Genomic DNA, 24,724 nt, shown 5'->3' on the forward strand with positions numbered 1-24,724 from the left:
GCCACGAAGGGTTTAAGACTCAACCGGAACCATGGCTTTTGTTTCGCTGGAAGACAAATACGTTGCAACCACCGCCCCCACGGCCAGTAGCGCAATAATGAATCCCGTCATCCCCTGCCAGCCCATAGAGTGGAAAACAAAGCCGTTCACGAAACCAATCACTGAGCCGCCCATGTAGTAGAAGAACAGATACAGCGCGACGGCCTGGCCACGTGCATGCGTTGCATTTTTACTTACCCAGCTTAAGCCAACGGAGTGACAACCAAAGAAACAACCGGTAAAAATGACCGCGCCGATAATAAAGGTGACGACGTTAGACGTTAAAGTCAGCAGCATTCCCAGCGCCATCATCACAAACAGCGCGCGCAGGACTCTCATACTGCCGTATTTTGCGGAAAGTCGTCCCGCCTGAGGGGCGGTGAAAAAGCTTAAGGCAAAGCTAAAGGAGAGCAGGCCCGCATTCGCCGGAGAAATATGAAAGGGTTCGCCTTTCAGGAAGAAAGCCAGGTAGTTATAGAGAGAGGTGAATACCCCAAAGATGATGAAGCTAATCACAAAGGCTAACGCCAGCTTTTTATTTTTAAAGTGAGATGCCGCGCCTTTCACCACGCGAAGAACGTTGAGGTTTTGCGTTGGCTTAAAGTTCTGAGACGCCGGGAGTAAAAAGTTAACCAGCAAAGCCACCAAAATCAGGCTGATCGCAAAACCATAGAAAATGGTATTTATTGAGATATGGTCGATCAGCTGGCTGGCCACAATACGCCCGGACATCCCTCCCATCGAGTTACCAAAGACGAAGTATCCGGTGACCACCCCCGCCACCACCGGCGCGACCTCCTCGCTGATATAGGCGGTTGCGGCAGCAGCGATACCGCTGAGCGCCAGGCCAATAACCGCACGCAGGGCCACCAGCATCGCCCATGATTCGACCAGAGGACAGAGCATCGTCAGCAGTCCGCCAAGTAGCAGCGAAACGATAATTAATTTTTTTCTGCCGTAATGATCGGACAGCGTCCCGGTGAATAATAATCCGATAGCCAGAAGCGCCGTTTCTGCGGAGAGAATGATACTCACCTGACTCACCGGCACATCATATTCGACGGCGAGAACGGGTAACAGAGGTTGAATAAAAAAGAGTGAGGCTAATTCTGCAAGGCCGGATAGCGCCAGGGCCAGGATGATCCGAATATAATTACTGACCTTGACGGGAGCAGAATTAAGCTGATTATCTTTCGTATGGGTTATAGCCATAAAATCCTCGACATTATTTTTTTAGGTACAGAGTTATGTAGCAACTACACGCGAGAGGACATCAGTATTGCACCGCATTAATGATATAAAATATTTATAACTCCTCCGCTAAAACATATTCCGGGACGCAAACCGTGCCTTCAAATAATTTACGGGAGGTTCTAATCACTGCGGCACGCGTTTTCTCAATATCATCTCCCTCTTTGAGTAAAGATACGGAAATTTTTCCGCTCGGATGTTCAATATTAATAATATTGGTATACGGCGTCCTCGGCTGGTCGGCCACAATGTGATGGGCCACCGATCCTTCAATTATCGTGGCCATGGATATGCCGATAGAGCCCGTAATAGCCAGTGATTTATGGCAGGTATGAGGCATAAAATAACGAACTCTGATGGTCCCGCCTGTGCCGGGCGCGCTCAGCAGAACCGGTTTTGGGATCACTTTATCGGCGACATCGCCCAGCCCCATTTTCGCACCTGCCTTGCGCCGGATCGTTTCCAGCTTATTCATAAACGCGCGATCGGCATCGAGGTCGGCCGGTGATTCGTCTCCCGTTTTGCCCATCCGCTCTGCCCTAATCAGCACCATCGGCATCGCCATATCAATGCAGGTGACTTCCACATCATCAATCACATCGACGATGTTACCGGTTGGCAGCAGCTTTCCCGTCTTGCATCCGGCGGAGTTAAGGAAAGTCAGGCCAATCGGCGCAGCGCAGCCGGGAACGCCATCAATGTGCGTATCGCCTTCATAGTTGACATAAAAATTCGGCGTTTGTACTTCCGCATCAACCAGCGTACCGGTATTCAGGTTGCGGATCCGCACTGTCGTCACCGGACTTTGCGCCTTAACCAGGCCTTTTTCAATCGCGAAGGGCCCTACGGCACAGAGCATATTACCGCAGTTAGGCGTGGTATCGACGCGGCGCTCGTTGACCATCACCTGAACAAATAAATAGTCGACGTCAGCATCCGGACTGTCCGAGGGGCTAACAATCGCGACTTTACTGGTTTGGGGGCTGCCGCCGCCAATACCATCAATTTCAAGTTCGTGACCCGCGCCCATTAAGCCCAGCAGCACAGCATCGCGTTCTTCAATTTTTGTCGGTAAATCACTGGCCAGAAGCACCGGGCCTTTCGAAGTACCGCCACGCATCAGTACACAAGGAATCTTTAACATTATGTTTCTCGTTTCACGCATTGATAAGAGCAATGTCAGGATTCCACAGACGAATACATAATTCTAATGCCAATAAAACCATCGATTAATACGTTTTGCGTATAAATAGCGGTTAGGTTAGTGTGTTTGCATCGCGATAAAGTCTGGAGTGAAATCTCATGCTGCACGATCTTCAAGGTATACAAGCGTTTGTTAAAATTGCAGAAATTGGATGTTTCACAAGAGCATCACATTTTCTTCACACATCCCAACCGGCGTTAACCCGCCGGATTAAAAAACTTGAAGAGCAGCTGGGAGCTACGCTATTTGAACGGACAACCAGAAACATTAAACTCACGGCTGTAGGCAGAGAGTTTTTACCTAAGGCAAAGAATTTAATAGATTTTTATGAAAGCTCGATCCTGAGTATTAAAGAAATGGCCACCCATCAAAGCGGCGTTGTCACCCTGTCCTGTCTCCCCACCGCGGCGTTCTATTTCCTCCCTTCGGTCATCAGGGACTATAACAATCACTACCCCAATATCCGTATCCGCATCCTCGAGCATAGCGCCAGCGATTGTCTTGAAGCCGTCTTAAACGGTGACGCAGATTTCGGCATAAACATGATAAACATCACACATCCCAATATCGATTTCTCGCCGCTGGTCAATGAACCTTTCGTATTAGCCTGCCGACGGGACCACGAACTGGCGCAGAAATCGCTGATCTTGTGGGAAGACCTGGCCAACTTCAGGCTTATTGGCGTTAGACGTTCAAGCGGTAACCGCTCGCTGATCGATCAAGCGCTGGAGAATATGGACTGGAAGCCCAACTGGTTCTATGAAGTCAGGCATCTGTCGACGTCGCTGGGTATGGTAGAGGCAGGGCTTGGCGTGGCGGTGGTTCCCAGTCTGGCCATGCCGACCGATGAGCATCACATTCTTGTCAGCCGTCCGCTCGTTGAGCCGGTTATTCGCCGCACGCTCGGTCTCGTGCTGCGCAGAGAAACGGCGCTGAGCCCTGCAGCGGAAAAGTTCAGGGAGATGCTATTACAACTCTGGTCACAGGATACAAGCAGCCCGTGGATAGGGAAATTTACCCGGTAGAGCCGCTTTTATCTTCGGCACTCTAGCGCCTGACGCTGCGTGAGGGACGCGGCGATATCATTTTCAGGCCGGGGACGCGCTCGTCTGGCAATTATTGTCGCTCTTTTATAAGCCTGGCTGTCAGAAGTGATATTTTTAACGTCCCGGCAAACTATGACTGCCACCAGATCGGAATTTTTATATTCGGCGAAGGAAATAAAGTACCTTAGAACAATAGCGCATTAAGTTATGAATAATATGTGCAACGCGCCGTAATTTAAGCGAAACCGGTTAGGTATCAGCAAATAACATTCGGGCATGAGTTAAACCAAAAAATAATAATGCACTGATAACAAACTCCGTTATCGTGTTCGCGTAATACGTTGTTTTTCAGAAATGACTTTCTCATCAGGGTAAAAATATGCCAACAAAAATTCATAAATTGCTGTTGTCGCTGGCGATCGCCGCCGCGCCTTTTTTCAGCCATGCCGAAGAGTCCACCTGGGATCATATTAAGCAATCGGGCGAACTGCGCATCGGCGTCGCGCAGGGAGAACCGTGGTATTTCAAAGATCCAGCCACCGGTCAGTGGAACGGCATTGGCTATAACGTGGGTAAAGTACTGGCAAAAGATTTAGGCGTAAAACTGGTGCCGGTGGAGACCACCTGGGGAAATGCGGTCGCCGCGCTGCAGGCCGGGCAGATTGATACCATGCTGGTGCTGGACCCCACCGATGAACGCCGCAAAGCCGCCGACTTTTCCGACCAGCCTTTCCTCTGGTATGCGCAAGGGGTCCTGATCCGCGACGGCGTGAAGGCCGAGAGCTGGGAAGATCTCAATCGCCCGGATATTAAGATTGGCGTCACGCTCGGCAGCAGCCCGGACCTGATACTGACCAAAAAATTACCCAAAGTGCAGCTGGTGCGCTTTACCAATATGGATGAAGGCGTCGCAGCCTTCTACGCCGGACGCGTCGACGCCCTCTCGTACGTCCACCCGGCGCTGGCTCTGCAGCAGGCAAAAGTGCACAAAGGCAACCTGATTCTGCCAAAACCGATTATTGCCATCAGCACCGGCGGCGCGCTGCGCAAAGAGAGCGATCCCCGCTTCCGCAACTTTCTGAATGAAGAGTTTGCCAAAATTTACCAGTCGGGACAGAGCAAACAGTTTTATGAAGACGCCCTTAAGCTACGCGGTGTGGATATCAGCAAAGTGCCCTCGGTGATTAAAGAAGAGTGGAAATAAGCGACTACTCTCCTGGCGCGGACAGAAGCGGCGAGATTGCCGCGCCAATGTCCGCGCAGCGTTCCATATCCAGCAGAGCGTCAATCAGCCGCGCTGCCCGCGGCGCGCTGAGGCGTGATGACAGGTTGGCCTCGCATTTATCCACGATCCGCTGTTCCGGCAGCGGATTTTCTGCACACCCCGGCGGGAAGTCGATACGCTCTCCGGCGATCGTCCTTCCCTTTACCACAATGTCCACGCGCGCGGCGGGACGGCGATGCTGCAGCATCAGCTGTTCAAAGGTCTCATCGGCGATGATTTCAACCCGGTCAGCGAAGGCAAGGAGTGGCGCCGCGCCGCGCGTCCGATCGCTGCTCCACTGATGACGCGCGATTTTAAACGCCAGGCAGGCTATCGCCAGCGGCAGACTGAACTGCGCATCGGTATTGCTGACGGGACGCGCGTCGGCGAAAAAACGCGCCAGGGTAAAACTACCGTAAACGCGAATCCGCTCAATCGACTCTGGCGACGGAATACGGTCCAGCAGACGCTCAAACGACGCCAGCGCCGTATGCATCCAGCGGCATACCGGATAGTCTTTGAAACTGGCGTGCCTGAGCTGCCAGTGCGTCGCCAGATGCTCCGTCAGCCGTTCTGGCTGAAAACGGTCGGAGCCTGACATCCGCCAGAATCCCTGTTCACCATCGAGTATCTCGCGCGGCCCCACTATCCCCGCGAGGTGTAGCTCCACCGCGCGTACGCCGGCCTCTGCCGCCGGCGCGTTGTAATCCTTAAACGAAACCAGTGGACGCGCCTGCCAGTTGTATTTATGCAACGTGGGCAAAGGGGTTAACGAGGCGGCCAGTCCCAGGCTATTTTCCAGCCCCGTGGCATCGCAGCCGCGCAGTAAACCATACGCCACCGCCGCCCCCAGCGATTCGTGCTGGCACACGCCGTACACTTGTTGAAACCGTTCAGGACTCGGCTGCTGAGAGATAATCACGCGGCTGTTGATTTCCCAGGCCGCCACCAGAGAGGTCAGTAACGCCCCGCCGCTGACCGGCCCGCCCTGGCCCACCGCGGCCAGCGCCCCGGCCACCAGCGTGGCGCCGGGATGCCCCATCCCCCGCCCGGCGACTTCAAAACCATCGTCATAATCCAGCGCGTTTATCGCAGCGGCGTTGAGGAACGCGGCGCCGCTGGCGGAGAGCGGAGTTCCACCGTCGAGCACCGCGCTTCTGCCGGTCGCGTACTGGCTACGAATAACCCGCGCGCTTTTCAGCAGCACGCTGTCTTCGCAGCCGGCAACGCCGCAGCCCAGGCTATCAATAAAATGCAGAGCGATCCTGGCTTTCACCGACGCCGGTATCGCAGACGGGGTGAGTTCGCCGGCAAAACGCGCCAGCGTAGCGGTTAAGGAATCAGAGTTTGGCATTGCTTTCTCGCGTAAATATTTATAACCAAAAGAGATAATAGCAATGGTTTTTATTATTTAATTATCACATTTCGCTACTGCTAAGATGATGTCGTTCTAAAACCATCACCATCGTTTTGCGTTTTTCAGGGGTTCCAGAACTATGTCGTATCAATGGGATTTTGCCGCCATCTGGCCATATCGCATGCTGTTGCTGGAGGGGCTGTGGGGTACCATTCAGATCGGCGTCACCAGTATTTTATTCGGCATGCTGGCCGGCATTGCGCTGGCGTTGATGAAGGCCTCGCCGCTAACGTTCTTCCGTCTTCCGGCGCTGATACTGATCGGCTTTTATCGTAATACTCCCGCTATCGTCCACTTCTTCTGGATCTACTACGCTCTGCCAGTCGTCAGCCCGCTGACGCTCTCGCCGTTTGCTGCCGCGGTACTGGCGCTCTCCGCCCAGTCGGCCGCGTTTTATGCCGAAGTTTACCGCGGCGGCATCCAGTCGATCGGCGCCGGACAATGGGAAGGCGCGAAGGCGTTGGGCATGTCGCGCGCCACCGCGCTCCGCCGGGTCATTTTCCCTCAGGCGCTGCGCAGAATGATTCCTCCTTTCCTTGAGCGTTCTTTCGAACTGCTCAAATCCACCGCCCTTGCTTCGTCTCTGGCGTACAGCGAGCTGCTGTATCAGGCGATGCAAATCAACAGTCAGACTTACCGGCCCCTGGAAGTGTATTCGCTTATTGCGGTGATGTACTTCACCCTGCTGCTGATTATCAGCCAGGGCAGCCAGCTGCTTGAACGACGCCTTGCCGTCTCCGACTCACGTTAACGAGAGAACAACCATGCATTATCAGTGGGACTTTTCCCTTGTCTGGCAAAACTTGCCGGTACTGCTGAAGGGACTGGGCGTTACGCTGGAGCTATGGCTGCTGGCGGGAATTGTCGGCACGCTGATCGGGCTTGCCGTTGGCGTCGTCCGTGCCCGCGGGCCGCGCTATTTTTATCCCCTTACCAGCGCCTTTGTCGAGGTGTTCCGCAATACGCCGGTGCTTATCCAGCTCATCTGGTTCTACTATGCCTTTCCGGTGCTGGTGGGCATTCAGTTTTCCACTTTTGGCGCCGCCGCACTGGCGTTAACCCTGTACACCGCCGCCTACAGCACCGAGATTTTTCGCGCCGGGCTACAGTCCATCGAACGCGGGCAGTGGGAAGGGGCAAAAGCCTTAGGCATGCCGCCGGGCGTGATGCTGCGGCGTATTATCCTGCCGCAGGTATTTCGCCGTATGTTGCCAGCCCTGACAAACCGCATGATTGAACTGGCGAAGGTGACCTCCCTCGCCTCGATTCTCACGGTTAACGAACTGATGTATCAGGGCAGGCTGCTAAGCAGTACCTGGTATCGCCCGGTGGAGATTTTCACCGTCGTCGCCCTGCTCTATTTTGTGCTGATCTGGCCCGGAAGTTACCTGGCGGCACGTCTGGAGCGCCGCTACCGTCCACATCCTTAATATGATGAGAAAGGCCATGTCAGAGAAAAAAGTCGTCATGCGGATACGCGCCCTGCACAAACGCTTTGGTGCGCAAAGCGTGTTACAGGGCATCGATTTAGATATCTATGCCGGTGAGAAAATCGCCATCATTGGCGGCAGCGGCTCGGGTAAGAGCACCCTGCTGCGCTGTCTGAACTTTATGGAAATACCCAGCGCTGGCACCGTAGAACTGGACGGCGTTACCCTCGGTAAAATCGACAGCCGCGGTCAGCGGCGCTATAGCGAAAAACAGCTGAGCGATGTTCGCCAGCGCGTGGGGATGGTGTTTCAGCAATTTAATCTCTTCCCGCATCTGACGGTGCTGCAAAATGTCAGCGAAGCCCTGATATCGGTGAAAAAGATGCGTCGCGAAGAGGCGATGCGCATTGCCCACGCGCAGCTGGAAAAAGTGGGGCTCGGCCATAAGCACCAGGCCTGGCCCGGCAGCCTGTCCGGCGGTCAACAGCAGCGCGTCGCTATTGCTCGCGCCCTGGCAATGGCGCCAGAGATAATATTATTCGATGAGCCCACCTCGTCCCTCGACCCTGAACTCGTGGGGGAAGTGCTGCATACCATCCGTGAACTGGCAGATGAGGGGCGGACGCTGCTGCTGGTCACTCATGAGCTGGGCTTTGCCTGGCATTTCGCCGATCGGGTGATTTTTATCGAAAACGGCGTGATTCATGAAATGGGCACCCCGGAAGAGGTGCTGCGCCATCCGCGCCAACCGCGCACCCAGGCCTTCCTTTCCCGTTTCGCTGAACGGGCATTTTAACCGCAAGGAAACATGATGAGTTTAGCTCTCTCCGCTCAAAGCAGTCAGGCGTACCTGCAGGATACGCGCAACGACAATGTGCAGGTGTACGTCAACGGCGAATTCGTTCACCGCGATCGCGCCACGGTTTCCGTTTTCGATTCCGGCTACGTCTGCGGCGACGGGGTCTGGGAGGGGCTGCGGCTGGTGAACGGCAAGCTGATCGCCCTTCAGGCGCATCTCGATCGCCTGTTTGCCGGGGCGGCCGCTATCCAGCTCAATATCGGCCATAGTCGTGAGGAGCTAACCAATATTATGTACAGCACGCTGAAGATCAACGGTATGACGGACGGCGCCCATCTGCGGCTCATGATCACCCGCGGCAAAAAGCGCACGCCAAATCAGGACCCGCGCTTTATCCTCGGCGGCGCCACTATCGTCTGCGTGGCGGAATATAAGGTTGTGGATGAACAGGCCAAACGGCGCGGCCTTGCCCTGTTCACCTCGACCTATCGTACCAGCGCGCCGGATGTTTTCGATTTGCGTCTTAATTCCCACAGCCGCCTGAATTTGATCCAGGCGCTATTGCAGGCGCTGGACGCCGGCGCAGATGAAGCGCTGATGCTGGACCCTCATGGGTTTGTCGCCAGCTGCAATTCCACCAACTTTTTTATCGTACGCCAGGGCGAGCTGTGGACCTCAAACGGCCTGTACTGCTTTAACGGTATTACCCGCCACACTATCTTGTCACTGGCGCGCCAGCAGGGCCTCGGCGTGCAGGAAAGATCCTTTACTCTTGCCGAAGCCTTCACTGCGGACGAAGCTTTTGTCACCGGAACGCTGGCAGGTATTACCCCGGTAAACAGGCTCGACGGCAGGCGCTTCGACCTCAACGAAAATCCGGTGACCCGACGTATCAGCGGCTGGTATCAGGACTATTTACAGCAGGCGGAGTCGCCGCCCGCCGACCATCGCCGGACGAAAAAAAACCCGCAGAGATAGCGCGGGTTGATTCAAATGCAAATCCATTGACTGCAAATAACATCACAATAACCAGGTGTTATTTTATGATGTGCATCACAAAAACATCACCCCCTGTTCGGGGGGGATGCTGACTTCTCCCGGGCCTCTCTTTATCCTCCCCGCGCGCAGCGTGGAGGGCTAAGGGCATAACGTGACGGCCCAGCGCAGCCCTGATTCGCGTAGCGCAAAGATCGCCTGAGGGATTTTTGCTTTTTTTGCAGCCGGATGTAAGAATCGACAACAATTTTTATGGGTCAACGCGTTCACTGATGCCGCTCACCGCAGGGGCTGGGATATCGGCCATCGGGATGACATTGCGCATACGTCGTTGCAGCGTGCCGCCCGCCATATCAAATGAATGACTGCTCGCTACCAGAAACCCTCTGTATTACTTCATTCCACGGGAAACAGTATGAAGCCAAAACAAGCGGAAATTATCCGCCAGTCAATGTCTCTGTTTAACAAAGAGGGATATCAGTCGCCGAGTATTGACCGGATATCGGAGAATGCGGGCATCTCCAAAATGACCTTCTACCGCTACTATGCGGATAAAGAGGCGCTCATTCTTGATATTTTACAGCAGAAAGAGAGTGAGTTTATGCAGGCGCTGCAGGAGATTACCGCCGATAAACCTTCGGGCCGCGAGAAGCTGTTTGCCGTCTTCGAATATTACAATAACTGGTTCACCTGTGAGGATTTCCACGGCTGCATGTTCACCCGCGCCCTGTTTGAATATGGAACCTCGTCTTCCGCTATCCGGGCGACATGCTCACGGTTTAAATCGCGCCTCTACCAGTTTTTCCGCGACATTCTTACCCTGCTGTTAAAACCGGAACCTGCGGAACGGGTGGCGATGATGATGCTCATGCTGATTGACGGCGCCATTGCCGCTCAGCAGGCGGAGTCCTCGGAATGCCGGGAGATCCCTCCCGGAATAACGGCCTGGAGCGCGGCAAAAGCGCTTATTTATTCAGAGGGCGGCACCCTCTGACTCGCGTTCAACAACGGTACGTAACGCCTCCAGCAGACAATCGTAGTAATCGCAGCAGGTCTGAAGACGCAGCGCTGCGCCAACGTAGACCTCCTCCAGCGCAGCCGGGTTTTTATTGCCGATCGGAACGATAACGTTATTCAGCCACCCATCGGCGTGACCGATATCAACCTCGATATGTTCCGCGTAATAATGCACGTCGCGATCCGTAAGGCCAATGCGACGGCACCCGGTCACGAGCTTCTGGTACTGCGGCGGGTCCAGCAGTTCCGTCATCGCCATCACGCCGAGCGATTTGTAGTAATGCTGACGGTTAACGCCGCCCAGCATGAACGCGTTATACCCGGCGAGCCCCTGCCAGTCATACAGATGGGCGAAATGGTTTTCAGGTAGCGCAATATCTCTGCGCTTCAGCAAATCCTTATACAAATTAACGTGCGTAAACTCCTGGCTGCCCTGGCCTATTTCATCCCAAAGGTTCTGGGCAATTTCTGCACGCGTTTCTGGCAGAGAGCCGACCAGCCCCATCGCGACCAGATCGAAAAACAGCAAATTGAGCGCGCTATCGCTTTTGAAGAAATAGTCTATTTGCGTAGCAGAGGCGGAAGAGGAGAGGAAATCAAAGAGGGGATGGTGCGAAGCCGGATGTTTCTGACATAAATGACGGAGTTCCTCAACGATATTCCCGGCGTCAAGCGCGGGTATCGGGAAACTGAAACGTTTTTTTTCCACCCGGAGCCATTCTGATTCGATGTAGCTTCTGATCCCGCAGAGTAATGGATGAAACTGGTTTTTTGCCGCCGCCGATAGCGGCTCCGCCAGCCACGCCTGGTAGAGTTTAAACAGCGCGCTGTGGGCACGTTTTTTCGCTTGCGGATCGTTGGCGGTAAAAGCCTTAGTACAGGTATTTTCGGTCAGGTACCAGGCTCTGTCCGCCAGTAGCGGATTGGCCGTCAGTTTCAGTGAAAGCGCGTTGCTGTGAAGAAGCTGGTCAATCATGTCATCCAGAGAGAGCCTGGCCATTGCGGAATGTTGTTCGTTCCCGGTGAAACCATTTTCTGTCTTACGCATTGATTTATCCCTGTTTAATGCATGGTATGTATACGTTATCGTACAGACAAATATGCTGCAATCAGATTTTTTGCACACAGGTAACTAATTTTTAAACACATGATTTAAAATAAAAAAATAATAAAACCCCCCAATAACCATAAAATTTAATTGATATATTAAAAAAAATAAAGTTACCATTTAGTACAGTTCTAAGCGATGCAAGGAATGAGCATGCCTTACCTGTTACTCACGCTGGCGGCCCTGTTTTGGGGAGGGAATTATGTCGTAGGGCATATTCTCGTTCAGGGCGCGGATCCGATTCTCATGACCGAAGCGAGATGGGCGTTGACCGCACTACTGCTGGTATTGCTGTATCAGCGTCAAATCCGCGACAGTCGGCCGTTGTTCCGCCAGAATGGCGCAACGCTGCTGGTTCTAACGCTGTGTGGACAGGTGAGCTTTCCCTTAACCCTCTATATTGGTCTGCAGTCGACGTCTGCGCTGAACGCGGCGATTTACATGTCTGCGACCCCCTGTATGGTGCTGATGATTAATCGCCTGATCTTCCATGACCGGGTATCGGCGCGGAACTGGTGGGGCGTGATCTTTAGTACCGCAGGGGTGCTGCTGCTCCTGCTGCATGGCAACCTGAGCAACGCAGAGGGGCTAAAAGGGTTTAGCCAGGGCGATCTGTGGGCAATGGGCTCGGCGCTAAGCTGGGCAGTATACTGCTCGCTGTTGCGTAACAAAGATCGTCGTATCCCCGCCAATGCTTTCGTCGCCGTCAGTTCGCTTCTTGGCGCCCTTATTCTGCTTCCGGTGGTGATTTTCTGGCTGTGGCTGCACCCCGCCACCTCATTCGCCGCCTACCACGATATCGCTTTCCTTACTGGACTGGCGTATCTGGTGATTTTCCCCTCATGGCTGGCCTACCTGTTCTGGAATAAAGGCATCGCGGCTATTGGCGCGACTCGCGGTGAGATTTATACCCATATTATTCCGCTTTCCGGCGGCATATTAAGCATTGTGTTTTTACATACCCAGCCGCATCTCTATCATTTACTGAGCTCGCTGTTAATTTTGACCGGAATCGCGATTTGCTCATTCGCTAAAAAAGCAGCGGCGTATTCATAAATAATAATCTAACGTTTTAACCCATATTCACCGAAGAGTTTAATATGCTCAGGATATACTTATACCTTATTCTCGCCGCATCGGTTTCCGCGCTGGCGACAGATATGATCGTGCCCGCGCTGCCCCTATTACAAAAAGCGTTTAATACCGATTATTCGGCTATTCAGTTAACCATTAGTGGTTTTCTGGTGATATACGCGGCGAGCCAGTTATTATCAGGATTTCTTGGCGAAAAGTTGGGTAAATTACGCGTACTGACGGCCAGCTTTTTGCTTTTCCTCGCGGGCAGCCTCCTCTGTTTTATGTCCGATAGTTTAATGATGCTGTTGGCCGGCAGGGCATTACAGGCCCTGGGCGCCGGCGCCGGGCCGGTCCTGTCTAAAGCTATCGCTAAAGAGACGTTCTCCCCGCTAACGCTCAAGCGCGCGCTTTCCGATATTTCTTCCGCCAGCGCGGTGGTTCCTCTTATTGCGCCGCTGGCCGGCGCCGCACTCCTCGGCTATCTGAGCTGGAATTGGATATTCCTGGTTATGGCCCTGTTTAGCGTCGTCACCCTTGTGCTCTCTCCGCGTCGCCTTGAGCAGCATAATGCGGTCGCGGCGCCCTCCTCTTCCGGGTTTATCACCCCGGCATTTATTCAGGGAACGCTGCTGGTTTCGCTGATTCTGAGTTCGCTGTTTTGCTATATCTCGCTGTCGCCGGCCATTTTTATGCAGCAGCTGGGGCTAAGCACCATGCACTACTCGTTGCTCTTTTCTGCTTCCGTATTATTTTTTATTATTGGCAATCAGATCGCCAAATTCGAGCGAATAATTAACCCGTGGATTTTATTTATCCTGAATGCGCTGGCGGTTACCCCATTTATTATCGGCAGCCACTCACTACTATTATGTATCGCCGGATCGATGGTTTTTAACCTCACCCTTGGCGCCTATTACCCGAGCGCGAATTTTATCGCGCTGCAAATCAAAGGCAGCAAAACAGGTATTGCGGCGTCCGTCACCGGATTTATTCAAACGGTGAGCGCCGGCGCCATCAGCTATTTCGCCGTAAAACTAACGGATACCGGTATGGGGTTTGACAGAACCCTCGGTGCAAGCACGTTAACGCTGGCAATTCTGTCTCTTCTGGTAGTCACGACAATGAAGGTAACGCAATGGAAAACTGGCAAAAAAGGAAAATAGACAGGTCGCTAAAATATCAGACCCGGGTATTCTCTGAACATATTAATGAACTGGTCGCGGTAAAAAGGGACGGTAAGGTCATCACCCTCGAAGATGGCAGAAAAATGGTGGAATTTGTCTCATGCTCTTATCTTGGGCTAGAGACTCACCCGGCGCTGAAAAAAGCGGTTGTCGACGCCATTGAGCGTTTTGGCGTGCAGGTTTCTGTCGCCAGAACGCGGGTAAAAGTCGATCTGTTCCCGCAGTTGGAAGCACGACTGAACGACATCATGCATGGGGCTCATACTCTGACGTTTAACGCCGTGACCCCTTGCCATATCGCGGTGCTGCCGCTGCTGGCATCCGGGACGCTGCCGCATTTTACGTTCAGCAAAAAACCCTACTTTATTATGGAGAAGACCGCGCACGCGACGTTGCAGATCAACCGCGCGCTTTTACAGCAGTTTGGGGAAGTCGTCAGAATTGATTTTCAGGATAAGGCGCGGATTGAAGAGGCTTTTCGCTATGCGGCCAGCCAGGGTTTAACGCCGATCTCGGTATCCGACAGCGTAGGCTCAATGGGCGGCGTCGCCCCCGTCGCGCATATTGTCCGCCTGGCGCATCAGTATGACGGCTACGCGTATATAGACGATGCGCACGGCACCTCTATCTACGGAGAGTACGGTTCCGGATACGTTATGTCATGCCTCGGCCATCGGCTTGACGAGCGTATTATTATCGCCGGCTCGCTGTCTAAAGCCTTTGGCTCACACGGCGGATTTATCGCCTGTCGCGACGCTGAGACTATCAATTTTATTAAGACCTACGGCACAACCTACGCCTTTGGTGGGCCGCCTTCATTGCCTGGAATTGCCGCCTGCGTAGCCGCCGCCGATCTCCACCTGGACGGCACCGTCGCTGCCCGCCAGGAGAAGCTTCAGAACGTCATTCGCTATTTTGATGAAGTTTTCGGCAAGATCGACATCGTTAACCGGGGTACGACGATGCCGATTCGGGGGATCCTGATTGGTAACGAAGATCTCGCCATCACGATGTGCAAAAAACTGCACGATCGCGGCTTCGCGACGACCGTGGCGATGTATCCAACCGTTGAAGAAGGGCACGCCATTCTGCGCTGCGCATTGTCGGCGCTCCACGAGAGCGGGCAAATCGACGACTTCCATAAAAACTTCAAAGAATCATTGGCTGAAGCCACGAAATAAATAGCTGCTGCCGGCCTGCTTCGGCAGGCCGCCTACGGATGCTGGTCTCTTTTGGATGTATTGCCGTTTTAGCCTTACTGATGTCAGCCTCAATCGGTTTGAGTGATTATCTCGAGGATATGCTGAACAAAATTAACCGCCGGGGCTCACGCCCGCTGGCCATATTTTTGACCTATTTTCCTGCCGCGCTGGCCTGTATTTGCCCCGCAAGGATTTTTGTCTGCCCTGGCCTTCGCCGGCATCTCGCTGGTGCTGTGGAGTATATTATTGCCGCCTTATTTACTCATTAAGGCCAGGCGTTCCGCACTGCCGGCGGTATATTTTTTCCCGGCCAGTAACTTCATCCTGAAAAGGATTATTGCCGTTGGAGCCATACTCTGGCTAGTGATGATTTACGCTTTTCTTTAATAAAAAAGAACCGGGATAACCCGGATATTCAAAAACTCCCGGTTTTCCCAATCTGACAGCCGCACAATACACCATGGGGCCCAATATTCATCGCTATATTCAGGCGTGATGAAAAGCGCCGCGGACTGCGGCGCTTTTCTCTGCTTTCGGACGGTCACGCCAGGCGTTCGTTGAGCAGGCAGGCGAGCGCCTTAATGTTGTTCAGCATGGCGCCGGGCTTCAGGACGGATCCTGAACCAGATCGCATACATGGCGGGCAAGAACACCAGCGTCATGACGGTTCCCCCCAACGTCCCGCCAATCAGGGTATAGGCGAGCGTCCCCCAGAACACCGAATGGGTCAGAGGAATGAACGCCAGAACGGCGGCCATGGCCGTCAGTAAGACGGGCCTGGCTCTCTGCACCGTCGCTTCGATGACCGCATGGTACGGATCGAGACCTTCTTTCTCATTATGGTGAATCTGCCCGATAAGAATCAGCGTATTACGCATCAGAATGCCCGAAAGCGCAATCAGCCCGACGAGGGCGTTGATACCAAATGGCTGATTGAAAAGCAGCAGCGCGGGAACCACGCCGACAAGCCCGAGCGGAGCGGTAAGAAATACCATAACCATGGCCGACATTGAGCGCACCTGCACAATGATGATCAGCAGCGTCAGGGCGATCATGATGGGGAACAGCGGCGCCATCGCCCGGGTGGCTTTAGCCGATTCCTCAATCGACCCCGCCATTTCGATGCGGTACCCTGGCGGAAGCGAGTCCACAATCGGCTGCAGCTGTTTCATGATGGAGGCGGAAACGTCCGGCGGCTGAAGATTGTCGGCAATATCCCCCCGCACGGTAATCGTGGGCGTTCTGTCGCGGCGACGCAGTAAAGGATCTTCCATTCTGACCTCCACCTTCCCGATTTGCGCGAGCGGGATGCGCTGGCCCGCATTGCCGACCAGGCTAAACCCCTCAATTTTGGCCGGATCCAGACGTATATCCCCCGCGGCGCGCCCCGTCACCTGCACCGAGCGAATATCTTCCCGCACGGCGGTGATGGGAATGCCCGATAGCAGGAACTGGAGCTGCTGAGCAACGGCATTGGACGTTAAGCCGGTTGCCTGTAGACGGTCCTGATCGAGGGTGAAATGCAGTGTCGGCACGCGCGATCCCCAGTCGGTGTTGACGGTCCTCATCATCGGGCTTGCCTGCAGCACGCCCTTAACCCGGTCCGCGATGTCGCGCAGCGTATCGGTATCCGGCCCCATCACTCGCCAGGCGACCGGGAAAGGGGAATACGGGCCAAACACCAGCTGCGTCACGCGAACGCGTGCTTCAGGCGCCAGTCCGCTGGCCACGGCTTGCCGCAGCCGCAATTTGAGCGCATCGCGTGATGCCTGGCTGTCCGTCAATATCACTATTTTGGCAAACGACGGGTCGGGGAGTTCGGGGGCCATCGCCAGGTAAAAACGCGGTGAACCCTGGCCAATGTAGGCGGTAACTATCCTGGCTTCTGGCTGTTTTTCCAACCAGTCCTCTATTTTTGCCGTTGCCGCGCTGGTCTGCTCAATCGAGGTACCATAGGGCATCTGCACTTCAACGAGCACTTCCGGGCGGTCAGAGGTGGGGAAAAACTGTTTTTTCACCAGCCCCATCCCCATGACCGCCAGCGCGAAAAGCGCGATAACGGAACCGGCCACCAGCCATTTCCTGGCGATAACCCGGGTCAGCAGGCGGCGAAAGCGGTTATAGCGCGGCGTGTCATAGATGGCGGTATGCCCCCCTTCTACCTTTGCGATATCCGGCAGCATTTTCACCCCCAGATAAGGGGTGAAAACAACGGCGACCAGCCATGAAGCAATCAGGGCGAGGCCGACAATCCAGAACATATTGCTGGTGTATTCCCCGGCGGTGGACTGGGCGAAACCATTCGGCATAAAGCCGATAGCCGTGACCAGGGTACCGGCCAGCATGGGCGCGGCGGTATGGCTCCAGGCGTAGGCGGAGGCTTTGATTCTGTCGTAGCCCTCCTCCATTTTCACCACCATCATTTCGATGGCGATTATCGCGTCGTCAACCAGTAAGCCCAGCGCAAGAATCAGGGAGCCCAGCGTCACGCGGTCAAAGTTGATACCGGCGGCCTCCATCACCACAAAAACAACCGCCAGCGTCAGGGGAACCGCCGCCGCGACCACGACCCCCACGCGCCACCCCATGCTGACAAAACAGACCACCATCACCACGAGCAGGGCGACGAAGAATTTGATCATAAACTCATCGACTGCGGCGCTGATATTCACGGACTGATCGGTGACTTTCGTCAGGGTCATCCCCAGCGGCATACTGGCATTGATTTTTGCCGTTTCGGCATCCAGCGCTTTACCCAACGCCAGCCCATTCCAGCCTTCACGCATCACGATCCCCAGCAGCAGCGCAGGTTCATGTTGGTTGCGAATCTGCAAAGTGGGCGGATCTTCATAACCGCGTTCTACCGTTGCCACATCGGACAGCTTGAGCGTTTTACCCTGAGCAATAAATGGCGTATCGCGGATCTTCTGCAATTCATCGAAAGCGCCATCGAGGCGGATAAAGATCTGCGCGCCGCGCGTTTCAATTGAACCTGCCGCGGTTAATGCGTTCTGGTTATTCAGCGCATTGAAAATATCCTGCGGCGAGAGCCCCATGGTAGCCAGACGCTCATGGGAGAAGGAGATATAAATCCGTTCGGCCTGTTCGCCGATAATATTGACTTTCTTGACCCCCGGGACGTGCAGGAGCTGCTGGCGTAACGTTTCGGCATCGCGGACCAGCAGGCGCTGCGGTTCTCCTTTCGCTTTCAGCGCAAACAGGGCGAAAGTGACGTCGGCAAATTCATCATTTATCATCGGCCCCGTCACGCCGGCGGGGAGGTTTCTGCTTTCATCGCCAAGCTTCTTCCGCGCCTGGTAGAACTCTTCCTGCACCTGTGATGGCGGCGTATTGTCCTGGAGTGAGAGCGTGATAAAGGCCATGCCGGGCCGGGTATAGGTTTCCGTGCGGTCATACCATTTGAGCTCCTGCAGGCGTTTTTCCAGCGGCTCAGCCACCTGATCCTGCATCTCCTGCGCGGTCGCGCCGGGCCAGACGGTGATAACCGTCATTTGCTTAACCGTAAAGGGGGGATCCTCCGCTCGCCCGAGGCCAAAAAAGGCGTAAATACCGGCGATGGTCACCAGAATAATCAAAAACAGCGTGACCGAGCGCTCGCGCACCGCAAGCGCTGACAGGTTAAAGCGGCCCTGGCTCATGGTTTATCCCCCGTCCGGGCCGTATCCGGTTGCCCGGCCAGGCGGACAGCCTCACCCTCGTGCAGAAGATGCGCCCCTAGCGCAACGATCTTCTCACCGGGCTTCACCTCGCCCGTTACCTGCGCCTCCTCCTCGCCCACGCTCAGCACCTTGACGGGCTGCCATGCGACCCTGGCTGGCTGCGCGGAGATCCGCCAGACGCCCGGTCCCTTGCCCGCATCATAAAGCGCGGCCAGCGGCACCTGCATGACCTGGCTTTCCCCACTTTGTTTTTTGATGTGCAGCGTTACTGTCGCCCCCAGCGGCGCGTTGGCTAACGGGCCTTCCAGCACGTACCGCGCCTCAAAGGTACGGGTGGTGGCATCGGCGGCATCGGAAAGCAGGCGCAGTTTTGCGGCGACGGGCTGCGTTTCGTCGCCATAGCGCGTCGCCAGCGCTTCGCTGCCGATGGCGGGGCGCAGCGTCTCCGGCAGCTGTACCAACGCCTCTCGCTGCCCCGCTCTGGCCAGCCGGATCACCGCCTGCCCGGCACTGACAACCTGACCGGGTTCGGCAAGCGTCTCCATCACCACGCCGTCAGAGTCGGCCAGCAGCACGGCATAGCCCGTGGCATTTTGCGCCACGTTTGCCTGCGCCTGGGCTGCGCTGAGATCCGCTTTCGCGGAATCTGCCGCCGCTTTGATCTGGTCATACTCCGAGGCGGAGACTGCGCCAGCGCCAACGAGGCCACGGTAGCGCGCCTCATCGCTGATGGCTTTTCGCGCCCGCGCCCTGGCGGCGTCAACGGCCTGTTGCTGAGCCACGGCCTGCAGCTTCAGGTCGGCGGGATCCAGCCGCATCAGCGGCTGACCGCGCTTAACGGTCTGGCCAGTATCAACAAAGCGTTCAAGGATCTTACCCTGCACTCTAAAACCAAGATCGCTTTGCGTTCTTGCCACCACCACGCCGGTATAGGTGCGAGAGGTATCGTGCGCGAGTTCTACGGATGCGGATCTGACGAGCGGCGGCTGGGTGCGCGGATCGTCACTCGAGGCGTTATCACCGCAGGCCACGAGGGCCAACGGCAGAAGACAAGCGGCAAAGCGGGCTGAATGAAGCCTGAGCATGGGAAACCCTTAATCAAATAACAGGATGGTTTCCGCATTCTCAGACTAGTGACCAATAAAGTCAATGGTCACAAATCAGGGGGCCAGGCTTCTTAAAATCAGCGACGAGAGAAGAACCGCCGCCGTTGGGGCCGTTTCGAGATTAAACTGCAGTTGAACAGGATTGATGAAGGGGCACATCACCATATATATCGCATAAGTGGCTTCATCAAGGGGGGTTTTCCTTTCGAACTCCCCGGCCTGCCTGCCTTCGACAAGAATGCTCTCAATCAGCTTTAACAGCCGTTCCGCATACCTTTCTGTTGAAGGCCACTTCTCCCGCGAGGCGACGGCGGCAATATCGTAAAGTTTACGATCGTGAAAAAAGAGTTCGCTCCCCGCTTCGGTGAGCGCCCGGAAGAGGCGGCGTAATTTTTCGCTGGCTGACGGCGCGTCAGCCACCGCTGAGAGTACCGCGGCCATGATCATTTCCAGGCGGTTAGCGCAGATCACTTCGCCGATAGCCTGTTTGGATTCGAAAAACTTATAGATATAAGATTTTGAAAAACCGATAGATTTAGCCAGCTCCGCCACGGTGGTTTTTTCATAGCCGTAATGCCCGAAATGCTCAAAGGCAGCGTCGACGATTTGCTCCCGGACGCTGTGATCGAGCGGGCCGCGTGATGGTGGGACGTTCATATTCTTAGTCATTTTTTCAGCTTAGCGTGATGCGCCTTGATTGACAACAAGTGACCATTTTAGAATTAAGTCACGATTTCGACTTGTTTCAGGATCGCGCAATATCATCCTCACAGGTGACGGCACCTGCCCGGAGCGTCCGCGTCAGGCGACATACGCTGTTGGGCCAGATTCGGATGCTCCCCGAGCAAAATTGTATCAGACAAAATCCTTTGCCAACAAAAGCATCGGCTCACCTATGACAGCTTATCTCAATGATGGAAGTGAACGCTACGGCGTGACGCCCGCTTTTCCCTGCGGGCTAAGGCCGTCCTCAGGGCGCTCCCGATGGAGAGTAAGGACGACGGATTTAAACGAAAGTGTTTTTGTTGAAGCGGAAAACCGCTGCGGTTATGACCCAGACACCCTAACGACCACCTTTCCCTTAGCATGGCCCCGGGCAAGATAGTCCAGCGCCTCCTTTGTTTCGGCAAAGGGAAACACCTTGTCGATCGCAGGCCCGATCTGCCCGGATTCGATGAGTTGGCTAATTTGCGCGAGCTGCTCGCCATCGGGGCGGACAAATAAAAACGAATAGCTAAGACCCCGCACTCGTGTAAGACGCAGGATCTTTCGGCTCATCAGCGCAAAGATAAAACGCAAAAAGAAATTTAACCCCCGGTCACGGGCGAACGCGGCATCCAATGGTCCGGTGAGGGAAACAATCTTGCCACCAGGCTTGAGTATTTTAACGGCTTTTTCAATCGAATCTCCCCGGAGAGTGCCGAGTACAATATCGTAGCCGCTCAGCACGTTTTCAAACGCCTGCTTTTTGTAGTCAACCACCTCATCTGCGCCAAGACGACTCATCCACGCAAGGTTGCCTGAACTTGTGGTCGTTCCCACCTTTGCGCCAAGATGCTTTGCCAGCTGGATCGCGAAACTGCCTATTCCCCCGGACCCCGCCGGGATGAACACCTTCTGCCCTGGCTGCAGTCCGGCTCTCTCTGTCAGCGCCTGCCAGGCGGTGAGACTCACCATCGGGAGCGACGCTGCCTGTTCGAAATCCAGGTTTGCGGGTTTCATGGCAGCGAGATTTTCAGGTACTCGCGCAAATTCGGCAAGAGAACCGGTTCCCCTGTCGAAAATACTGGCGAAGATTTCATCGCCTGGCTTAAAACGCGTCACGCGGCTTCCCGTTGCCACAACCACCCCGGACAAGTCGCTGCCCAGCGTTGCGGGAAGTTTAAAAGACAAAATCGGTTTGAACAGGCCGCCAGGAATCACGTTATCAATGGGATTCAGGCCAACGGCGTAAACTTTAACCAGAAGTTCATCAGCCGCGGGGGTGGGATAATCGACGTCATCAAATCCCAGCGCCGGGGATTTACCGTAGCGTTTAAACGTGAAGGCTTTCATGGTGCTGGTTTCCTGGTATTTGTCCTGATATGTTTTCTGGCGCCGCTATTGCCGAGTAAAAAAGCGGTTCCCAGTAACGGCTCGATAAATACGGCAAACAGAATTTGCCCGTTAGCATATCCTTCACGCCGCTCGACGATGCCTGACGCGGCCAGTCGCGAAAATGTCATGATGACTCTCTCGCATCAAGCTGAAGGCTGTTGCGCACGACCTTATCCAGGATTTTTGCAGGCCCGAATCGGAGAATGAAATTCAATTTACCGGCCAGCGATCCTGCCGTGTAGCGGATCTTGGGCCGTAGAGCCTGGGCCGCTTTAACCACCACCTTAGCCACAACCTCCGGACTTTCCGCTTCGGCCATTGCCTTACTGACCACTTTCGTCAGCTTAGCCCGGATAAGGTCATACTCTTCCAGCTTTGCATCCGCTTCTCTGTTATTGGCTTCAAACTGCGTTTTTATGTAGGCAGGTTCGATCACGGAAACCCTGATGCCCTGGGTGCGCAGTTCATGGTCGAGTGCTCCCGTGTACCCTTCGACCGCATGCTTGCTGGCCGCATAAAGCGCGACATACGGCAACGGCACGACCCCGAGAATCGAACCGATATTGATGATGCGCCCGCTGCCCTGATGGCGCATATGAGGGAGCACAGCCCGCGTCAGCCTGACGATGCCCAAAAAGTTGGTATCGAAAATGCTCCAGGCCTGTTCAATAGAGCTTTCTTCCGCGGCGGCAGGCGCGACCCCAAAGCCCGCATTATTGACCAGAAGATCGATCCGCCCCTCCAGGCGCAGCAGATCGTCAATAGCGGCCCTGACCGAAGCATCGTCAGTCACATCAAGCGTCAGCAGCGGAAAGCGGTGTGTACCCGCCTGAGAGCCACGCCGGCTGGTGCCATAAACCTTATAACCCGCCGCTAAAAGTTGATGAGCCGTCGCTTCGCCGATGCCTGAAGAAGCGCCTGTCACCAGAGCCACACGTTTATTGTTCATTCTGAGTACGCTCTCAAGATGTTGTTCAGGTTAGCAAGCGTTATCGTTCCAGGTTCGTAGGGGTGAAATAAGGGGGAATTCGTCATGTTTCTTCCTCTGCTGGGTAGCGGGTAAAGGCGCAGGATTAATGATGATGATCATCATCTATAAAGTCAACTGGTTTGATTATGATCATCATCAATGTATACTTAGCCTTTGTTTTGAGGGGGGTAAGCCATGAAAGTGTCAAAAGAGCAGGTTCGCGAAAACAGGATGCGAATCGTTGAAACGGCTTCAGAACTTTTTCGTGAGCGCGGTTACGACGGCGTAGGCGTAGCGGAGCTGATGTCAGCGGCTGGCTTAACCCACGGAGGGTTTTACAAACACTTTGGTTCCAAGGCCGATTTATTATCGGAGGCGATGCATTGCGGCTTTACGCGTTCGGCAGAACGTACGGCCGATGTGAGCTGGAAAACGTTTGTGGAGTATTACCTCTCCCGCCAACATCGTGATGACATGGCAAAGGGGTGTGTGATGTCGGCTCTGGGTAGTGACGCCGCGCGTCAATCTGAAGCCATTAAGGCAACCTTTGCGGCTGGCATTGAAGCTCAGCTGGCCACCTTCGCAAATGAGAAAGCCGCGGAAGGCCTTACGCGTGCCGACCTGATCGATACGATTGCGCATCTTGTCGGCGCGCTGGTCCTTTCCCGCGCCTGTCCTGATAGCTCCTCTCTGGCAGATGAAATTCTGGATGTTTGTCGATCGCGCATTCTCAATCAGGATACGCCCGCAAAATAGCGATCGCGCAGAGTCACCGCCGATGAGAATAAGCGCTGAACGTCATCTCAGCGCCTGCTGTTCAGAAAGGTATTTTTGCCGCCATTTAGCCGGAGATACGCCGTACAGCTTCCTGAAGGCTTTAGAAAAATGCAGCTGATTTTCATAGCCAACGGAAATGCCCACGACTTTAATCGCCGTAGCGCTGTTTTTCAGCAGGCTCACTGCGATATTCATACGAAAATTAAGCAAGTATTCCCTGGGGCCGATACCGTAGGCGCCTTTGAACAATCGGCAGAGGTAGCTGCGATTGATATTGCAATAGGCGGCCAGGCTATCAACCGTCAGATGTTCGTGGTAGCGATTTTCAATTTTTTTGATCGCCCTTTGCAGATGCCGGGTTTTATCATCAGGGAGAGAAGCCTTTTCGCCGGGCGTATTGCTGATTAGCGAAGAAAAGAAGAGATAGCACAATCCCTGCACCTTCAGCGGATATTCATCGCCATGTTCGACAATTTGCCGCAGGTAGCCAGAGGCGCTGGAGTCGTCTTTATTCAGGTTGGGGCGATAAACCGGAGATTGCCGACTAAGATGACACTCCTCGAAAATTCTGGCGGCAATCAGGCCATCGACCTCAAGCCACATATAATGCCACGGATCCCTATTATCAGCGCAGTAGGTTGTCACCTCATGGGGATGAATCAGAAACCCCTCCCCGGCGCCGACAGGAAAAGCGCCAAATTCACTGTAAAATGTGCCGGTTCCACTTATCACATAATGAAATAGGTAATGCTGGCGGACTGCGGGGCCAAAGCGGTGTCCCTTATGACAATTCTCCTCGCCGTACTGGTACAAATTCAATTCGATATTGTCGGTATGATTAAGGGTAAAAGCCTTGTGCATCAGTCGCGCTCTCTCTTTTCACCCACGTTATCAGAGATGCCTGCAGTAAAGTCACCGCGTTTCAGCCAGATTCGGAGCTGGCTCACACTTTCATAGCGACATCATTTTTCGCCATACCAATATCACATTTAGCCATATTTCCTGTTCATTCCGCAGCGTACATTCTGCCTGGTGAAAACAGCAGGAACGGAGAAATACC

20 protein-coding genes and 2 pseudogenes are annotated in these 24,724 nt (G+C 54.4%); 12 read left to right on the forward strand and 10 right to left on the reverse strand.

Annotation, left to right across the window (positions count from 1 at the left end; genetic code table 11):
• Positions 1-12 precede the first annotated feature (12 nt).
• Together ABLV30_RS18110 and ABLV30_RS18115 are read right to left on the reverse strand one after the other, a co-directional pair.
• Positions 13-1,251: an MFS transporter gene (locus tag ABLV30_RS18110; RefSeq protein ID WP_265800565.1), complete on the reverse strand. Its 1,239-nt coding sequence runs from the start codon at positions 1,249-1,251 to the stop codon at positions 13-15.
• 94 nt (positions 1,252-1,345) lie between these two features.
• Positions 1,346-2,434 carry a 4-oxalomesaconate tautomerase gene (locus ABLV30_RS18115; protein ID WP_265800562.1) on the reverse strand — a complete coding sequence of 363 codons (1,089 nt, stop codon included), beginning with the start codon at positions 2,432-2,434 and terminating at the stop codon, positions 1,346-1,348.
• 158 nt (positions 2,435-2,592) lie between these two features.
• On the opposite strand from ABLV30_RS18115, the gene ABLV30_RS18120 reads away from it, so the two are divergent.
• Together ABLV30_RS18120 and ABLV30_RS18125 are read left to right on the forward strand one after the other, a co-directional pair.
• Entirely contained in the window at positions 2,593-3,519 is a 927-nt protein-coding gene (locus ABLV30_RS18120; protein ID WP_004131117.1) for a LysR family transcriptional regulator, read from the forward strand.
• 400 nt (positions 3,520-3,919) lie between these two features.
• A complete protein-coding gene (locus tag ABLV30_RS18125) occupies positions 3,920-4,744 on the forward strand; it encodes a transporter substrate-binding domain-containing protein (RefSeq protein ID WP_024359628.1) in 825 nt (274 codons plus the stop codon).
• Between the two features lie 4 nt (positions 4,745-4,748).
• Here ABLV30_RS18125 and ABLV30_RS18130 read toward each other — a convergent pair whose 3' ends face one another.
• Positions 4,749-6,158, reverse strand: a complete 1,410-nt coding sequence (locus ABLV30_RS18130) for an MmgE/PrpD family protein (RefSeq protein WP_265800559.1) — start codon at positions 6,156-6,158, stop codon at positions 4,749-4,751.
• Positions 6,159-6,300: 142 nt separating this feature from the next.
• Between ABLV30_RS18130 and ABLV30_RS18135 the strand changes: the two genes are divergently transcribed.
• The 5 genes from ABLV30_RS18135 (at position 6,301) to ABLV30_RS18155 (ending at position 10,440) form a co-directional block, all read left to right on the forward strand.
• A complete protein-coding gene (locus ABLV30_RS18135; RefSeq protein ID WP_025106197.1) occupies positions 6,301-6,972 on the forward strand; it encodes an amino acid ABC transporter permease in 672 nt (223 codons plus the stop codon).
• A gap of 13 nt (positions 6,973-6,985) precedes the next feature.
• Positions 6,986-7,651, forward strand: coding sequence for an amino acid ABC transporter permease (locus ABLV30_RS18140; RefSeq protein WP_014228720.1), 666 nt, complete (start codon positions 6,986-6,988; stop codon positions 7,649-7,651).
• A 16-nt stretch (positions 7,652-7,667) separates the two neighbouring features.
• A complete protein-coding gene (locus tag ABLV30_RS18145; RefSeq protein ID WP_014228719.1) occupies positions 7,668-8,447 on the forward strand; it encodes an amino acid ABC transporter ATP-binding protein in 780 nt (259 codons plus the stop codon).
• Positions 8,448-8,462: 15 nt separating this feature from the next.
• A complete protein-coding gene (locus ABLV30_RS18150) occupies positions 8,463-9,428 on the forward strand; it encodes an aminotransferase class IV (RefSeq protein WP_032693380.1) in 966 nt (321 codons plus the stop codon).
• 433 nt (positions 9,429-9,861) lie between these two features.
• The gene (locus ABLV30_RS18155; RefSeq protein WP_004849617.1) at positions 9,862-10,440 is read left to right on the forward strand and encodes a TetR/AcrR family transcriptional regulator; all 579 of its coding nucleotides are present in this window, start codon (positions 9,862-9,864) and stop codon (positions 10,438-10,440) included.
• On the opposite strand, the pseudogene ABLV30_RS18160 reads toward ABLV30_RS18155, so the two are convergent.
• Positions 10,416-11,511: pseudogene (locus tag ABLV30_RS18160) on the reverse strand (iron-containing redox enzyme family protein). The gene ABLV30_RS18155 and the pseudogene ABLV30_RS18160 sit on opposite strands and share 25 nt — an antisense overlap.
• Positions 11,512-11,724: 213 nt before the next feature.
• Here ABLV30_RS18160 and ABLV30_RS18165 point away from each other — a divergent pair.
• From ABLV30_RS18165 to ABLV30_RS18180, 4 genes and pseudogenes are all read left to right on the forward strand, one after another.
• Positions 11,725-12,627, forward strand: a complete 903-nt coding sequence (locus tag ABLV30_RS18165) for a DMT family transporter (RefSeq protein ID WP_014228716.1) — start codon at positions 11,725-11,727, stop codon at positions 12,625-12,627.
• A 44-nt stretch (positions 12,628-12,671) separates the two neighbouring features.
• Positions 12,672-13,811, forward strand: a complete 1,140-nt coding sequence (locus ABLV30_RS18170) for an MFS transporter (RefSeq protein WP_265800557.1) — start codon at positions 12,672-12,674, stop codon at positions 13,809-13,811.
• The gene (locus ABLV30_RS18175; protein WP_348865635.1) at positions 13,784-15,013 is read left to right on the forward strand and encodes an aminotransferase class I/II-fold pyridoxal phosphate-dependent enzyme; all 1,230 of its coding nucleotides are present in this window, start codon (positions 13,784-13,786) and stop codon (positions 15,011-15,013) included. Before ABLV30_RS18170 ends, ABLV30_RS18175 begins: the two co-directional genes overlap by 28 nt.
• An 80-nt stretch (positions 15,014-15,093) precedes the next feature.
• Positions 15,094-15,421: pseudogene (locus ABLV30_RS18180) on the forward strand (aromatic amino acid transport family protein).
• Between the two features lie 191 nt (positions 15,422-15,612).
• Here ABLV30_RS18180 and ABLV30_RS18185 read toward each other — a convergent pair.
• The 5 genes from ABLV30_RS18185 to ABLV30_RS18205 all read right to left on the reverse strand — a co-directional run bounded on the left by ABLV30_RS18185 (position 15,613) and on the right by ABLV30_RS18205 (position 22,866).
• On the reverse strand, positions 15,613-18,693 hold the full coding sequence (locus tag ABLV30_RS18185; protein WP_047684557.1) for an efflux RND transporter permease subunit: 3,081 nt from the start codon (positions 18,691-18,693) through the stop codon (positions 15,613-15,615).
• On the reverse strand, positions 18,690-19,799 hold the full coding sequence (locus ABLV30_RS18190) for an efflux RND transporter periplasmic adaptor subunit (RefSeq protein WP_025106191.1): 1,110 nt from the start codon (positions 19,797-19,799) through the stop codon (positions 18,690-18,692). Before ABLV30_RS18190 ends, ABLV30_RS18185 begins: the two co-directional genes overlap by 4 nt.
• 75 nt (positions 19,800-19,874) lie before the next feature.
• Entirely contained in the window at positions 19,875-20,489 is a 615-nt protein-coding gene (locus ABLV30_RS18195) for a TetR/AcrR family transcriptional regulator (RefSeq protein ID WP_025106190.1), read from the reverse strand.
• Between the two features lie 378 nt (positions 20,490-20,867).
• Entirely contained in the window at positions 20,868-21,875 is a 1,008-nt protein-coding gene (locus ABLV30_RS18200) for an NADP-dependent oxidoreductase (RefSeq protein WP_148849938.1), read from the reverse strand.
• 166 nt (positions 21,876-22,041) lie between these two features.
• Positions 22,042-22,866: an oxidoreductase gene (locus ABLV30_RS18205; RefSeq protein ID WP_265800553.1), complete on the reverse strand. Its 825-nt coding sequence runs from the start codon at positions 22,864-22,866 to the stop codon at positions 22,042-22,044.
• 216 nt (positions 22,867-23,082) lie between these two features.
• On the opposite strand from ABLV30_RS18205, the gene ABLV30_RS18210 reads away from it, so the two are divergent.
• Positions 23,083-23,643 carry a TetR/AcrR family transcriptional regulator gene (locus tag ABLV30_RS18210; RefSeq protein ID WP_257198335.1) on the forward strand — a complete coding sequence of 187 codons (561 nt, stop codon included), beginning with the start codon at positions 23,083-23,085 and terminating at the stop codon, positions 23,641-23,643.
• A 42-nt stretch (positions 23,644-23,685) separates the two neighbouring features.
• Here ABLV30_RS18210 and ABLV30_RS18215 read toward each other — a convergent pair whose 3' ends face one another.
• Positions 23,686-24,525 carry an AraC family transcriptional regulator gene (locus ABLV30_RS18215; RefSeq protein ID WP_265800550.1) on the reverse strand — a complete coding sequence of 280 codons (840 nt, stop codon included), beginning with the start codon at positions 24,523-24,525 and terminating at the stop codon, positions 23,686-23,688.
• Between the last annotated feature and the right edge of the window lie 199 nt (positions 24,526-24,724).

This window comes from Klebsiella sp. CN_Kp113, from assembly GCF_040064585.1.
Classification (GTDB): Bacteria; Pseudomonadota; Gammaproteobacteria; order Enterobacterales; family Enterobacteriaceae; genus Klebsiella; species Klebsiella michiganensis.